At 47.7% G+C, this 22,441-nt stretch carries 22 protein-coding genes, 2 rRNA genes and 1 riboswitch; of the genes, 22 read left to right on the forward strand and 2 right to left on the reverse strand.

Annotation, left to right across the window (positions count from 1 at the left end):
• Nucleotides 1-16 precede the first annotated feature (16 nt).
• The 3 genes from HPL003_RS07380 (at nt 17) to HPL003_RS07390 (ending at nt 3,869) form a co-directional block, all read left to right on the forward strand.
• Nucleotides 17-2,948, forward strand: a 23S ribosomal RNA gene (locus HPL003_RS07380).
• Between the two features lie 154 nt (nt 2,949-3,102).
• Nucleotides 3,103-3,219 (forward strand): 5S ribosomal RNA (gene rrf / locus HPL003_RS07385).
• Nucleotides 3,220-3,449: 230 nt separating this feature from the next.
• On the forward strand, nt 3,450-3,869 hold the full coding sequence (locus tag HPL003_RS07390; protein WP_014279016.1) for a hypothetical protein: 420 nt from the start codon (nt 3,450-3,452) through the stop codon (nt 3,867-3,869).
• Nucleotides 3,870-4,261: 392 nt separating this feature from the next.
• On the opposite strand, the gene HPL003_RS07395 is transcribed toward HPL003_RS07390, so the two are convergent.
• Nucleotides 4,262-4,786: a hypothetical protein gene (locus tag HPL003_RS07395; RefSeq protein WP_014279017.1), complete on the reverse strand. Its 525-nt coding sequence runs from the start codon at nt 4,784-4,786 to the stop codon at nt 4,262-4,264.
• A 406-nt stretch (nt 4,787-5,192) separates the two neighbouring features.
• Here HPL003_RS07395 and HPL003_RS07400 point away from each other — a divergent pair, with 406 nt between their 5' ends.
• The 10 genes from HPL003_RS07400 (at nt 5,193) to rsmI (ending at nt 13,166) form a co-directional block, all read left to right on the forward strand.
• Nucleotides 5,193-5,378, forward strand: a complete 186-nt coding sequence (locus HPL003_RS07400) for a sigma factor G inhibitor Gin (RefSeq protein WP_025682457.1) — start codon at nt 5,193-5,195, stop codon at nt 5,376-5,378.
• Nucleotides 5,379-5,523: 145 nt separating this feature from the next.
• Nucleotides 5,524-7,107: an aminotransferase class I/II-fold pyridoxal phosphate-dependent enzyme gene (locus tag HPL003_RS07405; protein ID WP_014279019.1), complete on the forward strand. Its 1,584-nt coding sequence runs from the start codon at nt 5,524-5,526 to the stop codon at nt 7,105-7,107.
• Nucleotides 7,108-7,209: 102 nt separating this feature from the next.
• On the forward strand, nt 7,210-7,857 hold the full coding sequence (gene tmk / locus HPL003_RS07410; protein ID WP_014279020.1) for a dTMP kinase: 648 nt from the start codon (nt 7,210-7,212) through the stop codon (nt 7,855-7,857).
• 74 nt (nt 7,858-7,931) lie between these two features.
• The gene (locus HPL003_RS07415) at nt 7,932-8,261 is read left to right on the forward strand and encodes a cyclic-di-AMP receptor (protein WP_007427998.1); all 330 of its coding nucleotides are present in this window, start codon (nt 7,932-7,934) and stop codon (nt 8,259-8,261) included.
• 200 nt (nt 8,262-8,461) lie between these two features.
• Complete coding sequence (locus tag HPL003_RS07420) at nt 8,462-8,905, forward strand: YaaR family protein (RefSeq protein WP_014279021.1); 444 nt, start codon at nt 8,462-8,464, stop codon at nt 8,903-8,905.
• Nucleotides 8,906-9,107: 202 nt separating this feature from the next.
• Nucleotides 9,108-10,103, forward strand: a complete 996-nt coding sequence (gene holB, locus HPL003_RS07425; protein WP_014279022.1) for a DNA polymerase III subunit delta' — start codon at nt 9,108-9,110, stop codon at nt 10,101-10,103.
• 137 nt (nt 10,104-10,240) lie between these two features.
• Nucleotides 10,241-11,041, forward strand: coding sequence for a PSP1 domain-containing protein (locus tag HPL003_RS07430; protein WP_014279023.1), 801 nt, complete (start codon nt 10,241-10,243; stop codon nt 11,039-11,041).
• Between the two features lie 27 nt (nt 11,042-11,068).
• The gene (yabA, locus tag HPL003_RS07435) at nt 11,069-11,443 is read left to right on the forward strand and encodes a DNA replication initiation control protein YabA (RefSeq protein WP_014279024.1); all 375 of its coding nucleotides are present in this window, start codon (nt 11,069-11,071) and stop codon (nt 11,441-11,443) included.
• Nucleotides 11,444-11,532: 89 nt separating this feature from the next.
• Nucleotides 11,533-12,288, forward strand: a complete 756-nt coding sequence (locus tag HPL003_RS07440; RefSeq protein WP_043922327.1) for a tRNA1(Val) (adenine(37)-N6)-methyltransferase — start codon at nt 11,533-11,535, stop codon at nt 12,286-12,288.
• The gene (rsmI, locus tag HPL003_RS07445; protein WP_014279026.1) at nt 12,285-13,166 is read left to right on the forward strand and encodes a 16S rRNA (cytidine(1402)-2'-O)-methyltransferase; all 882 of its coding nucleotides are present in this window, start codon (nt 12,285-12,287) and stop codon (nt 13,164-13,166) included. Before HPL003_RS07440 ends, rsmI begins: the two co-directional genes overlap by 4 nt.
• 124 nt (nt 13,167-13,290) lie before the next feature.
• Here the strand turns inward: rsmI and HPL003_RS07450 are convergent, their stop codons facing one another.
• Entirely contained in the window at nt 13,291-13,545 is a 255-nt protein-coding gene (locus tag HPL003_RS07450) for an AbrB/MazE/SpoVT family DNA-binding domain-containing protein (RefSeq protein WP_007428005.1), read from the reverse strand.
• Nucleotides 13,546-13,875: 330 nt separating this feature from the next.
• Here HPL003_RS07450 and HPL003_RS07455 point away from each other — a divergent pair, with 330 nt between their 5' ends.
• The 9 genes from HPL003_RS07455 (at nt 13,876) to ispE (ending at nt 22,334) form a co-directional block, all read left to right on the forward strand.
• On the forward strand, nt 13,876-15,159 hold the full coding sequence (locus HPL003_RS07455) for an HD domain-containing protein (RefSeq protein ID WP_014279027.1): 1,284 nt from the start codon (nt 13,876-13,878) through the stop codon (nt 15,157-15,159).
• Between the two features lie 40 nt (nt 15,160-15,199).
• Complete coding sequence (locus tag HPL003_RS07460) at nt 15,200-15,970, forward strand: TatD family hydrolase (protein ID WP_014279028.1); 771 nt, start codon at nt 15,200-15,202, stop codon at nt 15,968-15,970.
• 201 nt (nt 15,971-16,171) lie between these two features.
• Nucleotides 16,172-16,453: riboswitch (cyclic di-AMP (ydaO/yuaA leader) on the forward strand.
• Nucleotides 16,454-16,722: 269 nt separating this feature from the next.
• Complete coding sequence (locus HPL003_RS07465) at nt 16,723-17,871, forward strand: 3D domain-containing protein (RefSeq protein ID WP_014279029.1); 1,149 nt, start codon at nt 16,723-16,725, stop codon at nt 17,869-17,871.
• A gap of 145 nt (nt 17,872-18,016) precedes the next feature.
• On the forward strand, nt 18,017-18,562 hold the full coding sequence (rnmV, locus tag HPL003_RS07470; RefSeq protein ID WP_014279030.1) for a ribonuclease M5: 546 nt from the start codon (nt 18,017-18,019) through the stop codon (nt 18,560-18,562).
• A 7-nt stretch (nt 18,563-18,569) separates the two neighbouring features.
• Entirely contained in the window at nt 18,570-19,454 is an 885-nt protein-coding gene (gene rsmA / locus HPL003_RS07475) for a 16S rRNA (adenine(1518)-N(6)/adenine(1519)-N(6))-dimethyltransferase RsmA (protein WP_014279031.1), read from the forward strand.
• A 148-nt stretch (nt 19,455-19,602) separates the two neighbouring features.
• Nucleotides 19,603-20,499 (forward strand): sporulation peptidase YabG, encoded by an 897-nt coding sequence (gene yabG / locus HPL003_RS07480; RefSeq protein WP_014279032.1) that lies wholly within the window; start codon nt 19,603-19,605, stop codon nt 20,497-20,499.
• A gap of 200 nt (nt 20,500-20,699) precedes the next feature.
• Nucleotides 20,700-20,978: a biofilm formation stimulator Veg gene (veg, locus tag HPL003_RS07485; RefSeq protein WP_014279033.1), complete on the forward strand. Its 279-nt coding sequence runs from the start codon at nt 20,700-20,702 to the stop codon at nt 20,976-20,978.
• Nucleotides 20,979-21,143: 165 nt separating this feature from the next.
• Complete coding sequence (locus HPL003_RS07490) at nt 21,144-21,323, forward strand: small, acid-soluble spore protein, alpha/beta type (RefSeq protein WP_007428013.1); 180 nt, start codon at nt 21,144-21,146, stop codon at nt 21,321-21,323.
• A 156-nt stretch (nt 21,324-21,479) separates the two neighbouring features.
• Nucleotides 21,480-22,334: a 4-(cytidine 5'-diphospho)-2-C-methyl-D-erythritol kinase gene (ispE, locus tag HPL003_RS07495; RefSeq protein ID WP_014279034.1), complete on the forward strand. Its 855-nt coding sequence runs from the start codon at nt 21,480-21,482 to the stop codon at nt 22,332-22,334.
• The last annotated feature ends 107 nt before the right edge of the window (nt 22,335-22,441 follow it).

Consider the following 22,441-nt stretch of genomic DNA (forward strand, 5'->3'; position numbering starts at 1 on the left):
TACTTTGTAAATGCTAGGTTAAGCTACAAAGAGCACACGGAGGATGCCTAGGCGCCAGGAGCCGACGAAGGACGTGGCGAACAACGATAAAGCCTCGGGGAGCTGTAAGCAAGCTTTGATCCGGGGATGTCCGAATGGGGAAACCCGGCTGTCTTCATCGACAGTCACTTTCTGCTGAATACATAGGCAGAACAGAGGCATACCAGGGGAACTGAAACATCTAAGTACCCTGAGGAAGAGAAAACAATAGTGATTCCGTCAGTAGCGGCGAGCGAACGCGGATTAGCCCAAACCAAGGAGCTTGCTCCTTGGGGTTGTGGGACGTCTCACATGGAGTTACAAAGGAACCGGTTAGATGAAGAGGTCTGGAAAGGCCCGCCAGAGAAGGTAAAAGCCCTGTAGTTCAAAACCCGTTCCCTCCGAGACGGATCCCGAGTAGTGCGGGGCACGTGAAACCCCGTATGAATCCGGCAGGACCATCTGCCAAGGCTAAATACTCCCTGGCGACCGATAGTGAAGCAGTACCGTGAGGGAAAGGTGAAAAGCACCCCGGAAGGGGAGTGAAATAGATCCTGAAACCGTGTGCTTACAAGAAGTCAGAGCCCATTTTAGGGGTGATGGCGTGCCTTTTGTAGAATGAACCGGCGAGTTACGTTCCCGTGCAAGGTTAAGGTGAAGAGCTGAAGCCGCAGCGAAAGCGAGTCTGAATAGGGCGATCTTGAGTACGTGGACGTAGACCCGAAACCGGGTGATCTACCCCTGTCCAGGGTGAAGGTGCGGTAACACGCACTGGAGGCCCGAACCCACGCATGTTGAAAAATGCGGGGATGAGGTGGGGGTAGCGGAGAAATTCCAATCGAACCCGGAGATAGCTGGTTCTCCCCGAAATAGCTTTAGGGCTAGCCTCGGAATAAGAGTCGTGGAGGTAGAGCACTGATTGGGTGCGGGGCCCGCAAGGGTTACCAAGCTCAGTCAAACTCCGAATGCCATAGACTTGGTTCCGGGAGTCAGACAGTGAGTGCTAAGATCCATTGTCGAAAGGGAAACAGCCCAGACCATCAGCTAAGGTCCCCAAGTGTGTGTTAAGTGGGAAAGGATGTGGAGTTGCACAGACAACCAGGATGTTGGCTTAGAAGCAGCCACCATTGAAAGAGTGCGTAATAGCTCACTGGTCGAGTGACTCTGCGCCGAAAATGTAACGGGGCTAAACACGCCACCGAAGCTATGGCTTGATATTTAGGTATCAGGGGTAGGGGAGCGTTGAATGCGGGTTGAAGGTGTACCGGAAGGAGCGCTGGACTGCATTCAAGTGAGAATGCCGGTATGAGTAACGAAAAGATCTGTGAGAATCAGATCCGCCGAAAGCCTAAGGGTTCCTGAGGAAGGTTCGTCCGCTCAGGGTAAGTCGGGACCTAAGGCGAGGCCGAAAGGCGTAGTCGAAGGACAACAGGTCGAAATTCCTGTACCACCATAATCCGCTATGAGCGATGGGGTGACGCAGTAGGGTAGTGACGCGGACTGATGGATGTCCGTCTAAGCAGTGAGGCTGATGTGTAGGCAAATCCGCACATCGTTAAGGCTGGGCTGTGATGGGGAGCGAAAATTGTAGTAGCGAAGGTCATGATCTCAGACTGCCAAGAAAAGCCTCTAGCCAGGAGAAGGTGCCCGTACCGCAAACCGACACAGGTAGGCGAGAAGAGAATTCTAAGGCGCGCGGAAGAACTCTCGTTAAGGAACTCGGCAAAATGACCCCGTAACTTCGGGAGAAGGGGTGCCTCGGTAGGGTGAATAGCCCGAGGGGGCCGCAGTGAAAAGGCCCAAGCGACTGTTTAGCAAAAACACAGGTCTGTGCGAAGCCGCAAGGCGAAGTATACGGGCTGACGCCTGCCCGGTGCTGGAAGGTTAAGGGGAGTGGTAAGTCCTTTTAGGGCGAAGCTATGAACCGAAGCCCCAGTAAACGGCGGCCGTAACTATAACGGTCCTAAGGTAGCGAAATTCCTTGTCAGGTAAATTCTGACCCGCACGAATGGCGTAACGACTTGGGCGCTGTCTCAACGAGAGATCCGGTGAAATTTTAATACCTGTGAAGATGCAGGTTACCCGCGACAAGACGGAAAGACCCCATGGAGCTTTACTGCAGCTTGATATTGAATTTGGGTACGATCTGTACAGGATAGGTGGGAGCCTAAGAGACTTGAGCGCCAGCTTGAGAGGAGGCATCCTTGGGATACCACCCTGATCGTATCTAGGTTCTAACTTGGTACCGTGATCCGGTACGAGGACAGTGTCAGGTGGGCAGTTTGACTGGGGCGGTCGCCTCCTAAAGAGTAACGGAGGCGCCCCAAGGTTCCCTCAGAATGGTTGGAAATCATTCGAAGAGTGCAAAGGCAGAAGGGAGCTTGACTGCGAGACCAACAAGTCGAGCAGGGACGAAAGTCGGGCTTAGTGATCCGGTGGTACCGCATGGAAGGGCCATCGCTCAACGGATAAAAGCTACCCTGGGGATAACAGGCTTATCTCCCCCAAGAGTCCACATCGACGGGGAGGTTTGGCACCTCGATGTCGGCTCATCGCATCCTGGGGCTGAAGTAGGTCCCAAGGGTTGGGCTGTTCGCCCATTAAAGCGGTACGCGAGCTGGGTTCAGAACGTCGTGAGACAGTTCGGTCCCTATCTGTCGTGGGCGTAGGAAATTTGAGAGGAGCTGTCCTTAGTACGAGAGGACCGGGATGGACGTACCGCTGGTGTACCAGTTGTTCCGCCAGGAGCACCGCTGGGTAGCTATGTACGGAAGGGATAAGCGCTGAAAGCATCTAAGCGTGAAGCCCCCCTCAAGATGAGATTTCCCAGTATGTAAGACCCCTTGAAGACGACGAGGTAGATAGGTTGGGGGTGGAAGTGCAGTAATGCATGGAGCTGACCAATACTAATCGGTCGAGGGCTTATCCTAAGAATAAAACGCAAAAGAGTTTCGGATCCAGTTTTCAGGGTGTAACACCTTGAAAGTATGTAGAAGATACATACGAAAAGCGCATGGCTATTCATTCACACGATTCGTGATGAACCGAATATCCATACGGTAGAATTTGTTTAACAAATTCATGTTTGGTGGCGATAGCGGAGGGGTTCCACACGTACCCATCCCGAACACGACCGTTAAGCCCTCCAGCGCCGATGGTACTTGGACCGCAGGGTCCTGGGAGAGTAGGACGTCGCCAAGCAAAAGTGAGAAGGACCATGATCTCCTTGAGATTATGGTCTTTTTTTTCGTACATATATTTTAGGAATGCTCTTACAAAAGGAAGGTAACATTTTTGTTACGGAATGTTATTGGAAACCCGGTATAATATAGGTACTGAATCCCATATACACACGCTGCGTTCTTGCAGAATTATGCAAATTCTTGTTATAGGGTTTGTATAGTGAATCAAGCTGGTAAGGAGGGAAGATCATGCGGCGAAATAAATGGCTTGCTCTATTGGTGCTATTCAGTATCGCTGTCGCGATTCTTACCGGGTGCGGGACAGAGGAGCCTTCTTGGACATCGTTTGAGGGTGCAGCGAACGAAAAAACGTTTCCGGTCCCTAAAGAGGCGAGTAAAACCGATCGGGCCAGCAGCAACTCAGACATGGACTATGTACGCTATGCATTACCGGCTTTGAAGGAAAGTGATAGCTTGCCTGCTCCCTATCTGGAGGAAATTGCAGCCTGGGGCTGGACGGAAGAACCGAATCTATCGACTTTTAATCAGAAAGTATTCCTGAAAAATAAACATATGGTGCACTTGTCTGTGCATGATGGTTCTTTTACTGTATTGGTCCCGAAGGATGGTAAAGCTGCTGCGAAAAGCAAAAGTGTGGACCTTAATTAGTGATTTCACGGTTCTCGACCTGGATACAGGGGCTGCGGACATAGGGCTGCTTTAATAAGTCACAGGCGACCTCAAATGCAGTAGCTAAGATTCTGTGTATAATGAACGATAAAGCTGGATATAAGGAAGCACTCAAAACTGCTGTTAAGTAGATGGGGCTTCCTTTTTTATATTGGTTGGTATATTAGTTAGCTCTGTGCATGGGGTCAGGGGTAAGGAATGAGGGTCAGATAATCCAACGAAAGTGTTAAAAGATAGTTTGGAATGGTGAGGGAAATAAAAAGGAACAACCTTATGGGGCTGCTCCTTTTTTAAATATGCGGTTCTAGCTCATGGGAGATATGCCAGATCAGGTATAAGCCTCTACCTATATGAATAGATGAATGGCTAGTCTACTGCTGATAATATGAGGCATCTTCATCGGTGAACTTCAACATGCCGTCTTTCCTTTCGCCTGTAAGACGGCTCAGGATGTATAGGCGCGGTGCAATAAGCCACAGATGCCAAAAGAGCAAGGATACAGTAAAGGCTGGCGGAGACCAGAGAATGAATACAGCGGACAAGCAGGTGCCGATCCATAGCGTATGTATATGCACACGGCGAAAGAGGCCGTAGCCTATGTACTGGTCTGTCATATAACCCAGCCAGGGCAGCTTGCGGTGAAATGCCCAGCGCTTGCGGAAGGATGTTTTGCTTATGAACAGTACAGATCGTGAGATCACGAAGTGTACCCATAAGGTTAGGAAGAAAGCTAAAACAAATAAAAACAGGCTAGTCCATGAAAAGGCGAGAAGTAGGAAAAGAAGCATAATAACAGGCAACGAGATGTGACTCCATATCAGCTGACGCGGAATACTGATTTTTTTAATGAGCTTGTAGTGATAGTAGGTGGCTTTGGTTCCGGTTTCCTCTGTCATGCAAACAGTCCTTTCATTAATCTACTGCATCACAAGTGGCTTCTCGACCGCCCACAGCCGGAAAAAGGGACGGTGCTGCGCTCATGCGGCTCTGACAAGCACTAAAATTGCTTGGGTAAGGCTATAGAATGATCAGCTTCTAGTGTTAGCCAACCTATTCTATAATTACAGGGAAAAGCTATCACGAATGAAGTATGCAACGGCTCCAATGAAAGGGTATCCATATGCAGGAGCTTTTCTTATTATATCGGCATAGACGGCTGTTTTTTAAACATGTGGGGTACAAACACCATAAGGGCTCACATGGAATATATATAGAGTATATCGTCGAGCTGGGCTATGAAAAGGTTTAAAATAGTAGAAAGTGCCCCATACTAATAGTAAAAGAAGCAAGGGTGGGATGGATATGCATGATCAAGGCGGCCACCGCTGCATTATATGCGGACAACACAAGCATGAAGGCATCTTTATCGTTTCCGAGTTTATCTGCGATGCGTGTGAAGCTGAAATGGTACGTACAGATGCGACAGACGCCAAATATCATTTTTTTATTGATCAACTAAAACAAATTTGGGTACAGAAAAATGCATAATATCCTTTGTCAGCAAGTCTTTAAAGGGTTAGTATTCCAAGGCCTGTCGGTACGGGCTTTTTTTTCTGTGAGTAAAAGTAGGATTCCGCTTGATTTTACGATAAAATAGGGTAGATATAAAGCTTTGTTTCGGAAGGATTGCAGAATGATGGGGAAAAAGGCTTCACATGCACCATTAATGGAAGCTCTATTACGTTACCGGGCTCAAGGCAATGCTTCTTATCATGTGCCTGGCCACAAAAATGGACAAGTATATGAAAATGAAGATATTGCATCTCTCTTGAAAGAAGTAATGTCTATTGATGCGACCGAAATTACCGGACTGGACGATTTGCATCATCCTGAGGATGTGATTCGTGAGGGCCAGGAGCTGGCGGCGATGTGCTTTGGTGCAGAGGAGAGCTTTTGGCTGATCGGAGGAAGTACGGTCGGTAATTTGGCAATGATTTTGACTGTGTGTACAGAACCAGGGGATTTACTGCTGGTACAGAGAAATGTACACAAGTCAGTCCTGAATGGTCTTATGCTGTCCGGGGCTGTTGCGGTGTTCTTGGAGCCGGAGATAGATACGATCAGCGGGCTTGCGGTTGCTCCTTCGGCGAGTACGATACAGACCGCATTAAAAGCCTTTCCTTCCGCCAAAGGGGTATTGATTACGCTGCCTAACTACTACGGGATGGGGCATGATCTGACAGCAACGGCTAAAGCCTGTCATGAGGCCCATGTGCCCTTGTTGGTGGATGAGGCGCATGGTGCCCATTACGGGCTGCATCCCCGTTTGCCGGCTTCTGCATTGTCCTGTGGGGCTGATGTGGTCGTCCAATCGACACATAAGATGCTTCCAGCCATGACTATGGGAGCCATGCTGCATGTGCGGGGAAGAAGAATCAACCGGGAATTGCTTCGTCAGCGGCTGGCTATGGTGCAAAGCTCCAGCCCTTCGTATCCGCTAATGGCTTCGCTTGATTTGGCAAGGCGGCATATTGCGGTTCATGGGGCAAATGCCTTTACGGAAGGTTTAGCGGCAGCAGATGCTTTTAGAAAAGGTCTGAAGCAGCTTCCACGCTTTCGCCTCGTAGAGCCTATTCAGCAAGCGCCTCAGGGGAACGAGGCCCAAGAGGGCATTTCTGAGAGCTTGGAGAGGGATGGAGAGAACGTGGGTGGATATTCGAACCATGACCCTTTTAAAATGGTGCTGTACGATACATTTGGTGTACTGGATGGCTTTGGCTTAAAGCGTGAGTTGGAAGCGTATGGGTGTATTCCGGAGATGAGTGACGAAAAACATGTTGTTTTATTGTTTACGTTAGGCTCCACGCTTAAAGATGCTAATCACCTGTTGCAGGCTCTTGTGCATATAAATAATAATATACGGTTTAAGGAGACGGCTGGTGGGCCGGGTTCCATGCAGAAGGAGCAATGTGGACTGGATTTAGATTTTTCCACGTGGAACAATGATATTACGACAGTTTACTCTAGTCCGGTGCAGTTTGGACTTCAACCGGTTAAACCGGATCAGATGGAAGTCGTATCTGTAGATGACTCCGCTGGCAGGGTGGCTGCGGAAATGATTATCCCGTATCCTCCAGGTATTCCACTGTTATATGCAGGAGAAATGATTACGGAACCGATTGCTCAACGAATGAGACGCCTCCGTGATTTGGGAGCCAAATGGCAAGGGGCAGCAGATGAAAGGTTGCTTACAATTCGGGTATTCCGTTTAAAATAAAGATTAGATGTTAGAGACTTAACAAATAAAGAAGACTGAATAAAAGAAGCATATGAGCCTGTAGGTGACTCTTATTTTTCAGGCTGGAAAGCAGGGAATGACATGAATCGCAAAGGAATTTTTATTACGCTGGAGGGGGGAGACGGCTCCGGTAAAACAACGATGATTCAACGGCTGGCCAAGTTTATGGAGGAAGAAGGCTATCCAGTTGTCACGACGAGAGAACCAGGAGGGATCGAAATTTCGGAAAAGATCCGCTCTATCATTTTGGACCCTGCCCATACCAGTATGGACGCTCGAACAGAGGCGCTTCTATATGCGGCGGCCAGGCGTCAGCATCTGGTGGAGAAGGTAAAGCCGGCTATTGAAAAGGGAGCTATCGTATTATGTGATCGTTTTGTGGATAGCAGTTTGGTCTATCAAGGGTTTGCGAGAGGGATCGGGATGGAGGAAGTGGCTTCGATTAATCGTTTTGCGGTGGATGATTGGGAGCCGGATGCTACATTTTATCTGGATATTGAACCTGAATTGGGATTGGCTAGAATTCAAGCGTCCCGGGGAGAGGGAATGGATCGCCTCGATATGGAGAGTATATCTTTTCACCACAAAGTACGAGAGGCGTATCTGGAGCTGGCCCACAAATTTCCGGAGCGAATTACGATTGTTGATGCATCTCCCGCAACGGAGCAGGTAGAGGAAGTTTTAAAGGATTTGCTGAAAAAGCGATTTATTCAAAACTTTAGCATGTAATTGTCGAAGAATATACGGTAAAATTGAGCTAGGGACTAGCTTGTTCCTAATATGGCTTGAAGGAGGAATACAGGATGAAGCTGATTATTGCGATTGTGCAGGATAAGGATAGTAACAGATTATCCAGCGGACTGGTGAAAGCTAATTTCCGTGCTACCAAGTTGGCGAGTACAGGCGGATTTTTGCGAGCAGGGAATACGACGTTTATGATCGGTGTCGATGACAATCAGGTGGACTCGTTGATGAATGTCATTCGCAGCAGTTGCAAGGTACGTGAACAGCTGGTCACACCCGTTACCCCTATGAGCGGAACGACGGACTCCTATCTGCCTTTGCCTGTTGAAGTACAGGTGGGTGGAGCGACGGTGTTCGTGATGCCTGTAGACCGTTTTGAGCACTTCTGAATCTACACAAAAGGACCTATTCTGCCGATATGATAGGGGAATTACTTGTTTCTTGCCCGTATGATGGGAATGAGGAACAGATCCACTATAACGGTAGCGCCAAGGCGCAGTCCCTGGAAAGCCGCTATGTTCCCCCAGTTCTATGTTGAACTGTTCATAAAGGGGAGAAGCGGAAGTATTCGGGGGGAAAGCAGGTTTATATGAAAATAAATCCGGGCTATCGCCCTTTACAGAGTACGTTGTCTACAAATGAAATGAATACGAAGCCGATCCAGCCCAAGAGCTTTTCCGATGTTATGCAGCAAAATGGGGAGCAGGCTTCGCAGGAGGAACTGAACCGTCGCTTCAAGGAAATTCAGATGCAGGGAGACCGTCTGGCACGCTCGATGACGATTCGTGAGCTGAAGGCTTATAAGATGCTGGTTAAACGATTCCTGGAGGATACGGTTCGGCGCGGCGTGTCTATGAAGGACACAAAGGGTTGGGATCGCCGGGGACGTAGCAAGCGGTATAAGCTGATTGATGAAGTGGATGAGCTGTTGCTCAAGATGGCAGATGATCTGCTCGAAACCGAACAAGGCAAGATTGAGCTTTTGCAGGGAGTCGGTGAAATTAGAGGGCTGCTAATTAATCTCTCGTTTTAAATACAGACTTCTTCCATAAACGAATACAAACGGGCTGTCGCCATGAAGGAATAATCTGCTTGCTGATGATGCTGGCAGATTATTTTTGACTATATTCATGTAGGCAACGGTTGGAAATATGGAAAATAGCAGCAAAGCTGCCCTGAAGAGCAACTATTTGCTGATAGATAACAGTTGTTTTCAGGAGAGAAGGTGAGGAAATATGTCTTTCCAAAATATAATGGGTCAGGATATAGCTAAAAAAATGCTGCAAAGCGCACTTCGGAATGAGGCGGTCAACCATGCCTATGTATTTAGCGGACCGCCGGGAAGTGGACAGATGAAGATGGCGCAGACCTTTGCCAAAGCATTATTTTGTGAGCGAATGACGGATGATGCATGTGGCGAATGTCTGTCCTGTCGTAAGGTAGAGCATGGCAATCACCCGGATCTATTTATCGTAGAGCCGGATGGAGCAACGATTAAAATTGACCAGATTCGTGGACTTCAGCGCATATTCTCTTACAAATCGGAAAGCTCCAATCCGAAGGTATATATTATCCAGCAGGCGGATACCATGACAGTGCAAGCGGCAAACAGCCTGCTTAAGTTTCTGGAGGAGCCTCAGGTGCCTGTGGTGGGCATACTCATTTCGGAAAATGGACAGGCATTGCTGCCTACGATCCAATCACGGACGCAGCAGGTTCCTTTTCATGCTTTACAGCCTGAAGTGATGATGCAGGCCTTAATTGGGGAAGGCTATACGGCAGGACTTGTCCGGTCGGCGGTTCACATTGCCTCGGGACTGGAATCATGTAGAGAAATTCTCCAGCAGAATTGGTTTGCAGAAATTAGAAACGTAGTGTTACAATTAGTGAAGGAGTCCATGAGCCGGGGAAGCTCGTCCATTATTCTCGCTCAACAAAAGATTTTTAAAACTGGACTTTCTGAACACCTGGACATTTTGTTTCATCTGTTTCATTTGTGGTTCAAGGATATGCTTCATTTCCGTTACGGAAGGCACGAAAGCATTGTTTTCATAGATCATTTGGAGTCCGTCTCCAAATTGGCAATCACCCGCAGCACGGAACAATGGGTCTCTTATATGGATTTGGCCGCGAATTGCAGGAAGAAGCTCCGGTTTCACGTCAATGGTCAATTGTGCGTAGAGCAGCTTCTGATTGGGTTGTCCGATACAAGCGGTTCCATCACCGGCTAACAGGAAGGCGCGCTTGTTCCACTCTGCACAATCCGCGACGCCAGGTTCCCGGTTTGTGCGACAGTGAGACTTCAATTGCGGCCATTCGTACATGTCGGCTTCAAATGAGGTTTAGTGGCATACAAGGGGGTTAATTTTTGTATAGTGTAGTGGGTGTCCGTTTCAAGAAGGCGGGCAAGACTTATTATTTTGATCCGCTGGACCTTCCGGTGGAGAAAGAAAACTGCGTTATTGTAGAAACCGCACGCGGTATTGAATATGGCAAGGTTGTGGTGGGCAAAAAAGAAGTAAATGATTCGGACGTTGTCCTGCCCTTGAAGAAAGTTATCCGTATTGCCGGAGATGATGACGCTCTTGTTGTAGAAGAGAATAAATTGGCGGCTAAGGATGCATTCGGTACGTGTTTAAATAAAATCAAAGACCATGGCCTTAAAATGAAGCTGGTAGACGTGGAATTTACATTTGACCGCAATAAGATCATTTTTTATTTCACGGCAGAGGGCCGCGTGGATTTTCGGGAGCTTGTAAAGGATTTAGCCAGTATTTTTCGTACACGGATTGAGCTGCGGCAGATCGGAGTACGGGATGAGGCTAAAATGCTGGGCGGGATTGGTCCTTGCGGGCGTATTCTGTGTTGCTCTTCGTGGCTGGGAGATTTTGAACCGGTATCCATTAAGATGGCGAAGGATCAGAGCTTGTCGCTGAATCCGACGAAGATTTCCGGGTTGTGTGGAAGATTGATGTGCTGTCTCAAGTTCGAACATGATAACTACGAGAGCATGAAGGAAGAATTGCCGCAGGTTGGCAAGATGGTCGTCACCTCTCTCGGAGAAGGCAAAGTCGTAGGCGTAAATGCTGGACATCGCACAGTACATGTTCAACTGTTTGAGATTAGCAAGGTCAAGGAACTTCCAATGGACGATGTAGTCGTCAAGTAAACCATTAGGTTGCTTCGGGGTGGAAACTTGGATAAATTAAATGTTTTTGCGCGTATTCACGAAATGGAAACCCAAATGGGACAGTTGCATAGCGATCTGGGTGAATTGAAACTGGCAGTAAAAGAGCTGCTGGAGGAAAATCAACGACTAACGATTGAAAACGAACAGGTGCGCAAGATGCTCAAACGTGAAACCTCCAGAGAAGAAAAGACGGCAAAAAGGCCGAAGCTTTCTCCTCCGATCGTCATTAAGGATGAAGAGGAAACGGGTGAGGTTGTGGGCGAAGGCCACGACAATCTGGCAAGGCTGTATCATGAAGGATTTCATATATGCAACGTGTATTACGGACATTTGCGAACGGAAGGCGATTGCCTTTTCTGTCTGTCATTTTTGAATAAATAAAAACAAGCCGTAGGAGCAAGGTGCCTACGGCTTTTTTGTAAGGAAGTATGGATTCAGAACGATTTGGGGTAAAAAGATGGGAGAGCGCTATGTACGAAAATGAACAGAAGTCTGAACGAATTGACGATCTATTGTCACATAATCTGCGTATTATCCAAAGTGATGAGGTGTTCAGCTTTTCTATGGATGCGGTTTTGCTAGCACGGTTTGCTGGTATTCCACAGCGTGGAAAAATTTTGGATCTGTGTACAGGTAATGGGGTTGTTCCCCTGCTGCTAACGACACGAACCAAAGCGGCTATCGAAGGAATTGAAATTCAACCGCGTTTGGCAGATATGGCTAGACGCAGTGTCAGCCTGAATGGATTGGAGGCAGCGATTCAGATTCGGGAAGGCGATCTGCGTGAGTTGGTTCAAATCACGGGACATGGTGTATATGATGCAATTACGGTAAATCCCCCCTATATGCCGCTAAACGGTAGCGATATTAAGCTAAACCCACATCAGGCGATTGCACGCCATGAGGTGCATTGTACGCTGGAAGACGTCATTCAGGCGTGTACACGGCTTGTCCGTAATGGGGGTAAAGTGTCCATGGTTCATCGTCCGCAGCGGTTAGGTGAGATTATAACACTGATGCGTGCCAACAGACTGGAGCCCAAACGGATTCGGTTTGTCCACCCACGGGCTCATATGGAGGCGAATATGGTGCTCATCGAGGCGCTATGTGATGGTAAGCCGGAGGTTCGTCTGTTGCCACCGCTCATTGTATATCAGGAGAATGGGAATTATACTCAGGAAATAAGGGATATCTATGGAGAAGTAAGCAAGGGGGATTTACAGTGAAGGTTGCGGTGCAAAAAAGTTTTATAACCGGCGGAGAAGAACGGGGCAAGCTGTATCTCGTTGCGACACCGATTGGTAATCTGGACGATATGACCTTTAGGGCGATTAACATCCTAAAATCCTGTAGTATTATAGCAGCAGAGGATACGCGGCAGACGCGCAAACTGCTCACACATTTTGATATCACGCCGGAAATGCTATTCAGCTATCATGAACATAATAAAGCTGCCAGTGGGCCTGAGCTGATACGTTATATAATAGAAGGAAAAAATTTGGCCCTGGTCAGTGATGCAGGTCTGCCGGCCATTTCGGACCCGGGTTCGGATCTGGTCAAGCTGGCGCTGGAAGCGGAAATTAGCGTTATTCCCATTCCCGGGGCGAATGCAGCATTGTCAGCTTTGATTGCCTCCGGACTGGATACAGAACGATTCACATTTGCCGGATTCCCTCCACGGGAGAAAAAGGATCTGGAGAGGCTGCTACAGTCATTTCAGGTATCTCATGGCACGATCCTGTTTTATGAATCCCCTCATCGTATTGTGCGGACGTTGACGGTATTGAAGGAAACACTGGGGGAACGCAGAGTGGTGCTTGCACGCGAGTTGACCAAGCTGCATGAGGAATGGATACGAGGAACGGCAGAGCAATGTCTTGCCAGACTGGAGGAACATCCACCGCTTGGTGAATATTGCCTGGTAGTTGAAGGGAAAAACGAAGCAGAAGAGGAAGAGGAGCGACAGGCATGGTGGCAGTCCTTATCTTTGGAGGCCCACGTTGCGCATTATGAGACAGAAGGTCTGACACGCAAGGACGCTATGAAGCGTACAGCTACCGATCGCTCCATTTCCAAAAGGGATGTATATAACGCGCTTTTATGAAAACTTCCTTAAACAAAAAAGGGCCTTCCGACGGTTGGGTTCAAACCGTGGAAGGCAACAAGGAGTATATATGAAAAAGGTTAGAATTAACAATCTCTTATAAGTCTATTATATACTAAAAATCTTAGTTTGTCACAGGTGTTGGAATTTCTGAAATGCAATCTTGGCAAACAATTTTCCCTTTGAAGTAAATTACGTTCTCGGCATTGCCGCAGAAGATACAAGCAGGCTCGTATTTTTTGAGCATAATGCGTTCGCCATCAACATAAATTTCCAAAGCGTCTTTTTCGCCAATACCCAATGTGCGGCGCAATTCGATTGGAATAACAACACGTCCGAGCTCGTCAACTTTTCTTACAATACCAGTGGATTTCATCATAATAAATCAGGCTCCTCTCGCCTTTAAAATAATATAAGTGTCATGATTCGACAAATTTTTCTCTTTTCTGATATTTACTATACCAACGATTCCCAAAACAGTCAACCTTAAAAATTTGCTAACAGCTTAATTATGCAAAAGTATTTAGAATAAAGAGCATGATGCGTGTGTATTACCTTATTTTAATGATGATTTAAGCCATTTGTCGATTTGGAAATGTCGAAAAGCTATTATTCGACATAATACGACAAATGATGTCGAATGAAAGAGATCGTTTAGGATTTTATTGTATCTTAATCCATTATTCAGAATATTAAAGGAGCTGATATCTTGCACCAGCCACTCAGTGAAGAAAAAGTTTTTAAGGACCCGGTACATAACTATATCCATGTTCAGGATACAGTGATATGGCGTTTGATCAATACTCCAGAGTTCCAACGCTTGCGCCGCATTCGGCAGTTGGGTACATCTTATCTTACGTTTCATGGAGCGGAGCATAGTCGTTTTTCGCATTCGCTAGGTGTGTACGAGATTACACGGCGTATTATTTCCCAATTTGAACGCGGTGAATTTTCCGATTGGCCGAAGGAAGAAGGTTTGGTCGCGCTCTGTGCGGCTTTGCTGCACGATGTGGGGCATGGCCCGTTTTCCCATTCCATAGAAGAAGCCTTTCATATGAACCACGAGGATTGGACATGTCGGATTGTATTGGGGAATACGGAGATTAACGCTGTGCTGCGGCAAGTCGATGAGGAGCTTCCGACCAAGGTGGCTGCGGTCATTGCCAAAACGTATGACAAGCCGATTGTCGTAAACCTGGTCACAAGCCCACTGGATGCGGACCGCATGGATTATTTGCTGCGGGATGCTCACTCGACAGGGGTCAATTATGGCACCATTGATCTGGATCGTATTTTACGACTGCTGCGTCCTCATAATGGAAGAATTGTAGTGAAGGAGTCAGGTATGCATGCGGTAGAGGATTATCTGATGTCACGCTATCAGATGTATTGGCAAATTTATTTTCATCCTGTGACGCGCAGCTCGGAAATTTTATTGCGTAAAATTTTCAAGCGGGCGAAGGAGCTGTTTAGAAACGGATATGAGTTTAGCTTTCTGCTGGAACCGTTGCCGGATCTCTTTCGGGGAGAGCTTACGGTGGAACAATATTTGATGCTTGACGAGTCTTTGATTCAGACAGTATTCAGTCAGTGGAAACGGGAAAAGGACGAGATTTTAAGTGATTTGAGCGCCCGTTTTATGGATCGCAAGCTGTATAAATATGTAGAGATTGAAAATATGGATACAGATACCATTGACGACATTCGGACAGCGCTGAAGCAGGTTGGTTTGCATCCCGAATATGATTTGGAAATTGATTTTCCGACGGATCTTCCTTATGATGTGTTTCGGCAGGGCGGCTCGACGGACAATCAGATTTTACTGCTTGGACGTAAAGGAGAAGTGAGAGAAATTTCCGAAGTATCGGAAATTGTGCGCTCCATTAGCGGTATTCACCGGGGGAAATATCACATGTACTATCCCCAAAACAAATTGGATGGGGTAAAGGACAAGCTTCCTGTCGAAATAAGGAATTATTTTGTCAAACAATAGACAATTATATGCCAAATAAAGTGAAAAGGAGACAAAAGCTTTGAATTTATTCGACACTCATACTCATTTGGATGCGCCGCAATTTGACGAAGACCGCGAAGAAGTTATAGCACGCGCTGTCGAATCGGGAGTGACCCGAATGATTAATATCGGATTTAACCGTGAGACCATTCCGTCTACCATGAAATTGGCCGAAACGTATGATTTTATTTATGCGGCGATTGGATGGCATCCACAGGATGCGATTACGATGCAGGAGGGAGATCTGGAATGGATTGCATCGTTATGCAGTCATAAGAAAGTCGTGGCGATCGGGGAGATTGGACTGGATTATTATTGGGACACATCACCGAAGGATGTACAGCATCGGGTGCTACGCAACCAGATTGGACTGGCTCGTGAGCTGAACATGCCAATTGTCATCCATAACCGGGATGCGCATGAAGATATTGTTAAGATTTTGCGTGAAGAAAAAGCGAGTGAGGTTGGCGGAGTCATGCATTCCTTTTCCGGAAGCTGGGAGACGGCTAAAATGGTGCTGGATATGGGCTTTTACCTCTCTTTTGGCGGGCCGATAACGTTCAAAAATGCCAAGCAGCCAAAGGAGGTACTCGCACAGGTGCCGCTGGACCGACTGCTCATTGAAACGGACGCTCCCTACCTAACGCCGCATCCGTTCCGCGGGAAGCGAAATGAGTCCGCACACGTGGGACTGGTCGCAGAGGCGGCTGCCCACATCAAGGGGATTACGGTGGAGGAATTAGTGTCAATAACGACCCAAAATGCCTTGGAACGATTTGACATTAAGTGAAAAAGTGAAGAAATCGATCAAAATAAAGAGATAGACGAAGCTAATCATGAATTTGTTGCAGGAAACTCGAGAATATTACAATATTTTAACCGAATATTTTGAAAAATGTACTTGAAACCTGCTTTACAACATGCATAGAAACAGGATATCATCTTTTCAGTGAATTGTTGTTTGAGTGTAAACATCAACAGCTCATTTCATGAACCAGTCTCGCTGAGTCCCTTTTACAGGGAACGGGGGAACCGATATGGCTTACAGTACGTCCGGCGTATGGGCAAGAAGGGAACGTCTCTTCCGCCAGCCGGCTCGACCGAAATTCTTTTCCTAGATGGGATTGACAGGTGGAGGGGCCGTATTTCGATTTCTTTCTGGGTCTTCGGGGTGAATGTGAAGGCGACCGCCATGAGCGGTTGACCCAAGCTAGGGCGTCTCTCTACGTCCGAACCCGACAGCTAACCCCGTAAGCGTAACAAGAGAGAAGCCATCTCGTGCATGATTTTTCCGCATATTCGCACATGCCGGAAGCCACGAAAGAGCTCTCTAGTCTCTTTCTCTGGCTTTTTTTGTTGTGAATAAAAGAAAATCTGTCATCATACTGTGATTAAACAGGGGAGGACAGCATGCCGCGAAGACGGGTACATGGTGCAGGACAGTCGCAGTACGGGCTTGTCTTGTAGAAAATCTGTTATAGTCACGTCAATCTCAACTATGTCTTATTTCAGACGGCGGGCTATGTAAGGAGGACGGAGGAAATGGGCATTTTCCAAAAAGAGGAGACCCATGAGTCACGCTCATCCAGCATGTCTTACGTATTGCGTTGGAAGCAAGAAAATGTGCGCCAGGCTGCTTTGGTTGCTATTTTTCTAATCGCACTAACGATTATGATTTCAATTTTGGTGTACACTCAATCTAAAAAACAAGTCTTTTTTGTCATCGACGGTAAGGCATCTGCGGTAGAAACCCGGGAATCCCAGCTTCAAGATTTGCTCAAAGAGCATTCTATTTCACTTCAGCCGCATGATACGGTTTCGATGCCGCTGAACGGAGCAGTACAGGATGGGGATCGCGTAGTTATCAAACGTGCCAATCAGGTCAAAGTATCGTCAGCCAATGAGACGAAAAAGTTGTACACAACAGAAAATACAGTAGAGGGTGCCATTCACACCTCGGGCTATAAATTATCGTCAAATGATAAAGTTTATCCTGCTCTGGACACTCCTGTTTCGTCTAACATGGACATAAAAATCGTCCGTGTGAAGAAACAGCAGGTCGAACAGAAGCAACAGGTACCTTATCAGGTCATCAAAACGGCCGATCCGAGTCTCTATAAAGGCGATAATCGGGTCATCCAAAGCGGTAAAACGGGTGTTGTGGTCCAGCATGTTCAAAAGGTATACCATGACGGAAAATTGGTATCCAAGCAGCTGGTAAACAAGGAAGTCGCGCAGAATCGTGTGGATAAGGTGATTGCGGTAGGAACGAAGAAAAAGCCGGTCGTTCTGGCTGCTTCCGTCGGTCCTGAAGATGCCGTTAAGGCAACACGGGTTAGTTCGGGCAATGCTGTCCGTAAAGCAGGTGTGAATTTTAAATACAGCAAAGTATTACAAAACGTCTCCATGACGGCGTACTCCTCACAGGAACCAGGTATCGGTACACGTACCGCATCCGGCACGCGTGTCACGGAAGGACGCACCATCGCTGTCGATCCGAGTGTGATTCCAATCGGCTGGTGGGTGTATATTGAAGGGGTGGGCTTCCGCCGTGCGGAGGATACCGGTGGCGCCATTAAAGGCCACAAAATCGATGTGTATTATGAGAGTTTGAGTCAAGCCAATCAGTTTGGTCGGAAGCACGGTAAAACCGTATATGTGATTGGACCCGTGAAGCCTGAAATTAACTAAAAACGTGTTGTATATGTTTAGGGCAATGCGATAGTATTAACATCATAGTTATGCCATGCTAAGAAGAGGATACCCTCTTCTTATTTTGTTTTCAAAAGTAGGGAAAGCTAATATAGCATGCTGTGTGCAGTGGAGGGAAACGGAAATGATCAAGGAAGTGATCGTGGTAGAGGGTCGGGATGATACGGTGGCTATTCGCCGTGCTGTCGAAGCGGATACGATAGAAACGGGGGGCTCCGCCATTAATAAAATGACGCTGCGCAAAATTGCACTGGCGCAGGAGCGGCGGGGTGTCATTATTTTGACCGATCCCGATCATGCAGGGGAGCGTATTCGCAAAATTATCGCCTCCAAGGTGCCCGGCTGCAAGCAGGCCTTTATACCAGAGGCAGAAGCGACGCGCAAAGGGGATATTGGCGTGGAGAATGCCTCGCCTGAAGCGATTAGACATGCTCTTGCACGGGTACATACGACGGTGGAAGGAGCCGATCCGCTAATCGATTGGGCGGACCTGATTGACGCAGGACTTATCACCCACCCGAATGCTGCTGCACGACGTATGGCTTTGGGTAATGTGCTGGGTATTGGTTACTGTAACGGTAAGCAGCTACATAAACGGCTCGCTGTGTTCCAGATCAGCCGTGAGGAATTTGCCGGTGCGCTGGCACAAATTGAAAGTGAAGGATTGTGATATCCGTATGACAGGGATTCAAGATATAGCAACACCGCGGCGCACGAAGGAAATTATTCAGCGGCACGGGTTTTCGTTCAAAAAGAGTTTGGGACAAAACTTTCTGATTGATCAAAATATTCTGAACAAGATTGTGAATTCGGCGGGATTGGACGAAACGAAGGGCGCACTTGAGATCGGTCCAGGGATTGGCGCTTTGACCGAGAAGCTGGCGCAATCGGCCAAGGTAGTTACTGCTGTCGAGATTGACCAGCGGCTCCTGCCTATTCTCGAAGAGGTGCTGGCCCCTTATGAGCATGTGAAGGTACGCCATGGGGATGTGCTGAAGCTGGATTTGCGAGAGGTGTTCGCTTCCGATTTTGCCGGGGTTAGTAAAGTGAGCGTCGTCGCTAATCTGCCGTACTACGTCACTACACCGATTCTGATGAGGCTGCTGGAGGACAAGCTCCCTCTGGAGAATATCGTCGTCATGATCCAAAAGGAAGTGGCTGAGCGCATGGCTGCATCTCCTGGGACGAAAGATTATGGCAGTTTGAGTATTGCTGTGCAATATTACAGTGAACCTGAATTGGTCTGCATCGTACCGAATACGGTATTTATTCCTCAGCCGAATGTTGAATCGGCGGTCATCCGTCTGCGTGTGCGGGAAGTGCCTCCGGTAGAGGTGGTGGACGAGCAGCACTTCTTCGAAGTCGTACAAGCTTCCTTTGCCCAACGTCGCAAGACCATTTCGAATAACCTGAAAAGCCGCTTCTTTACCAAAGAGAACAGAGACACGCTGGAGCCGCTGTTGCTTCAGGCAGGTATAGAGCCTTCCCGTCGGGGCGAGACGCTGAGTATCGAGGAATTTGCGCGTCTGAGCGCTGTGTTGCTGGAGGCCGGGATTTCCTAACCTAACGCACGAGCTATCGCTTAGCAGCAGTCAGAGGGTCTCTGGTTGCGCTTTGCACGGTTGTGGCTGGTTTGTATAAGCTCCTGAGCATGATAAGGAACCAAACTGTGCATTCACCCATACTATATGGGAGGGGTGATACAGTGTGATGATTTTAGGAGACTTGGTCGTTCGAAAATCGTACGGCGGAGATGTCACGTTTCGCGTTGAGGACATCCAGCGGGATAAAGCGATCATTAAGGGAACGGAATTTCGACTGCTCGCCGATTCCCCCGTGAACGATCTGGTTAAGGTGCCTGCAGACCAGATTAGCGGGAAGACTCGGCAGGCCCATATTAAGGCGGATGAGTCTCTCAATCTGTTGCAGCAGGCGCGACAGCAGCAAGCAGCCCGCAGTCAGGCGGCTTTGATCGGGGAGTGGAGTGATCCGGTGGAGTCGACGTATTTTGAAATGCCCGGCAAGGTACTTCATCTGGATGGGGACCCCGGCTATTTGAAAAAATGTCTCAGCTTATATGAGCAGCTCCGCGTTCCTGCAGAGGGACATCATGTTCACGAATCAGCCATGGCCGACACGTTGTATCGGCTGCTTCCCCGTATTCGCCCGGATATCGTAGTCATTACCGGGCATGACGGGGTATTGAAGCAGCCGCAGCCTTATGATTTATATAGCCTGAAAAGCTATAAAAATTCGCAAAATTTTGTGGCGGCGATCCAGGTAGCGAGACAATATGAACGTCATCTGGATTCATTGACGATTGTGGCGGGAGCGTGTCAGTCCCATTTTGAAGCGCTGCTGCGTGCAGGAGCGAATTTTGCCAGCTCACCAGGGCGTATCCTGATTCACGCACTGGACCCGGTATATGTGGCTGCCAAGGCTGCCTTTACGTCGATCCGTGATACAGTCAACATGGGCGACTTGTTTCATCAGACGATCAGTGGCAGCCGTGGAGTGGGTGGTATCGAAACCCGGGGAAGCTATCGTATCGGTCTGCCAAAGCTGGAGAATTTGTCGACTCTTAAAGTAACGCCTTCCGTAATCTAAGGTTTAACCTGTTAAATAGGATTTATCTGGATAAAAAGCCTCTGACTACAGGGGCTTTTTGGCATTTTTATACGCATTATTCCTGTTCGCAAAAAATTAAATTGACAACTTATTTTTCGTGTTGATATAATATTTAGCTTGATTTGACATTGTCTCTAAAATTCGTTATAATGGACAAGGAAAGAGGTGGTCGTTAGGCAATGGCTAAAAATACGCTGTTGGAAATCAAACGCAGTCTCGACGCACATGTAGGGCAAAAAATTTTGCTGCGGGCTAACGGCGGACGCCGTAAGACCGTCGAACGAACTGGTGTCTTGGAAGAAACGTACCCTTCTGTTTTTATCGTCAAGCTGGATCAGGAGCAACAAACGTTCAAACGTGTCTCCTACAGTTATGCTGACATTCTTACCGAGTCGGTGGAAGTTACCGTATATGATCCCGACTCCCATACAAGTGTCGAATATTTTGACACACCTTAATTGATTTTATGTAATCTATACCGGCTTTGCAGGTTTAACGGCGGCTTCGTCATTCCAAATGACGAGGCCGTTTTGTATTATATGGGGCAGGATGAAGCATGACGTCTCTGCGCATACTAAGGCGGGAATGATCTTCCTTATTCTACTGCCGAAGGAGGCGTATGCATGAGTCGGAGAAGACGAAGTGTCATGTCGGAAGAGCTTAAGTATGAGCTGGCTAAGGATCTTGGATTTTACGATACGGTCAAGGAAGAGGGCTGGGGAGGCATTAAAGCCAAGGATGCGGGCAATATGGTTAAGCGGGCCATTCAGCTTGCAGAGCAGGCAGCTTCCCGCAAATCGTAGCCATCGTTAGTGCTTCGGTAGTACTGATGAAAAAGCGGGGATCTCCGGTTTTATACCGGGTGGTCTCCGCTTTTTTGAACCTCATGACTTGACACGCTGAGTCTGATATAATATGTTAAGCTGTCTTGAGGGAAAAGTTGAAGGTGGGTGAACGCCTTGAAAATATACGAAAAAGCACCGGCAAAAATCAATTTAATGCTTGATGTATTACGCAAACGGGATGACGGATATCACGAGGTTGAAATGATTATGACCATGGTCGATCTGTCTGATCGTTTGACCATGTCCGAGCTGCCACGTGATACCATTATTATTTCAAGCCAAGCCGGGTACATACCGCTAGATGAGAAAAATCTGGCTTTTCAGGCCGCGCGTCTGATTAAGGAACGTTATGATGTCTCTACGGGCGTGCATATCCATTTGGACAAGTATATCCCGGTAGCCGCAGGGTTAGCAGGCGGAAGCAGTGATGCCGCGGCAGCGCTGCGTGGGCTGAACAAGCTATGGAAGCTTGGCATCTCGGATGCTGAATTAAGAGTACTGGGCGCAGAGCTTGGTTCTGATGTGCCCTTCTGTATTACAGGCGGTACGGCTTTAGCGAGCGGACGCGGGGAATTGCTTAAGCCACTTCCGAATCCACCCCAATGCTGGGTCATTCTTGCGAAGCCGCCAATTAATGTATCGACGGCTGAAGTGTACGGACGCGTTAAAGCGGATCAGATCATACGTCACCCGTCTGCCCGGCAGATGGAGCAAGCGATCCGTAATGCTTCTTTTACCGATGTATGTAATGCGCTCGGGAATGTACTGGAGGATGTCACACTCAAGCTGTACCCGGAGGTAGAGCATCTTAAAAACTCTATGATCCGATTGGGAGCGGACGGGGTGCTGATGTCAGGCAGTGGTCCTACGGTGTTCGGACTGGTGTCGAAGGAAGCCAAAGTACCGCGCATCTATAATGGACTCAGAGGATTTTGCAAGGATGTGTATGCAGTACGACTTCTGACCTGATTATGGTTATTTATTTCTAATTTTAGTGGTATTTGTTGTACAAATACGTACGAAGATGATATATTTACTATTAAATATTCGGATTTTACTATATCACTTACATTCCG

This window comes from Paenibacillus terrae HPL-003, from assembly GCF_000235585.1.
GTDB classification, from domain to species: Bacteria; Bacillota; Bacilli; order Paenibacillales; family Paenibacillaceae; genus Paenibacillus; species Paenibacillus terrae_B.

Bases quoted from the DNA above. Each gene is read 5' to 3' on its own strand.
- rnmV (WP_014279030.1), top strand. From the start codon at position 18,017: ATGATCAAGGAAGTGATCGTGGTAGAGGGTCGGGATGATACGGTGGCT.
- holB (WP_014279022.1), top strand. From the start codon at position 9,108: ATGTCTTTCCAAAATATAATGGGTCAGGATATAGCTAAAAAAATGCTG.
- tmk (WP_014279020.1), top strand. From the start codon at position 7,210: ATGAATCGCAAAGGAATTTTTATTACGCTGGAGGGGGGAGACGGCTCC.
- HPL003_RS07440 (WP_043922327.1), top strand. From the start codon at position 11,533: ATGTACGAAAATGAACAGAAGTCTGAACGAATTGACGATCTATTGTCA.
- HPL003_RS07450 (WP_007428005.1), bottom strand. From the start codon at position 13,545: ATGATGAAATCCACTGGTATTGTAAGAAAAGTTGACGAGCTCGGACGT.
- HPL003_RS07465 (WP_014279029.1), top strand. From the start codon at position 16,723: ATGGGCATTTTCCAAAAAGAGGAGACCCATGAGTCACGCTCATCCAGC.
- HPL003_RS07395 (WP_014279017.1), bottom strand. From the start codon at position 4,786: ATGACAGAGGAAACCGGAACCAAAGCCACCTACTATCACTACAAGCTC.
- rsmA (WP_014279031.1), top strand. From the start codon at position 18,570: ATGACAGGGATTCAAGATATAGCAACACCGCGGCGCACGAAGGAAATT.
- yabG (WP_014279032.1), top strand. From the start codon at position 19,603: ATGATTTTAGGAGACTTGGTCGTTCGAAAATCGTACGGCGGAGATGTC.
- HPL003_RS07420 (WP_014279021.1), top strand. From the start codon at position 8,462: ATGAAAATAAATCCGGGCTATCGCCCTTTACAGAGTACGTTGTCTACA.
- HPL003_RS07490 (WP_007428013.1), top strand. From the start codon at position 21,144: ATGAGTCGGAGAAGACGAAGTGTCATGTCGGAAGAGCTTAAGTATGAG.
- HPL003_RS07405 (WP_014279019.1), top strand. From the start codon at position 5,524: ATGATGGGGAAAAAGGCTTCACATGCACCATTAATGGAAGCTCTATTA.
- HPL003_RS07390 (WP_014279016.1), top strand. From the start codon at position 3,450: ATGCGGCGAAATAAATGGCTTGCTCTATTGGTGCTATTCAGTATCGCT.
- HPL003_RS07400 (WP_025682457.1), top strand. From the start codon at position 5,193: ATGCATGATCAAGGCGGCCACCGCTGCATTATATGCGGACAACACAAG.
- veg (WP_014279033.1), top strand. From the start codon at position 20,700: ATGGCTAAAAATACGCTGTTGGAAATCAAACGCAGTCTCGACGCACAT.
- HPL003_RS07415 (WP_007427998.1), top strand. From the start codon at position 7,932: ATGAAGCTGATTATTGCGATTGTGCAGGATAAGGATAGTAACAGATTA.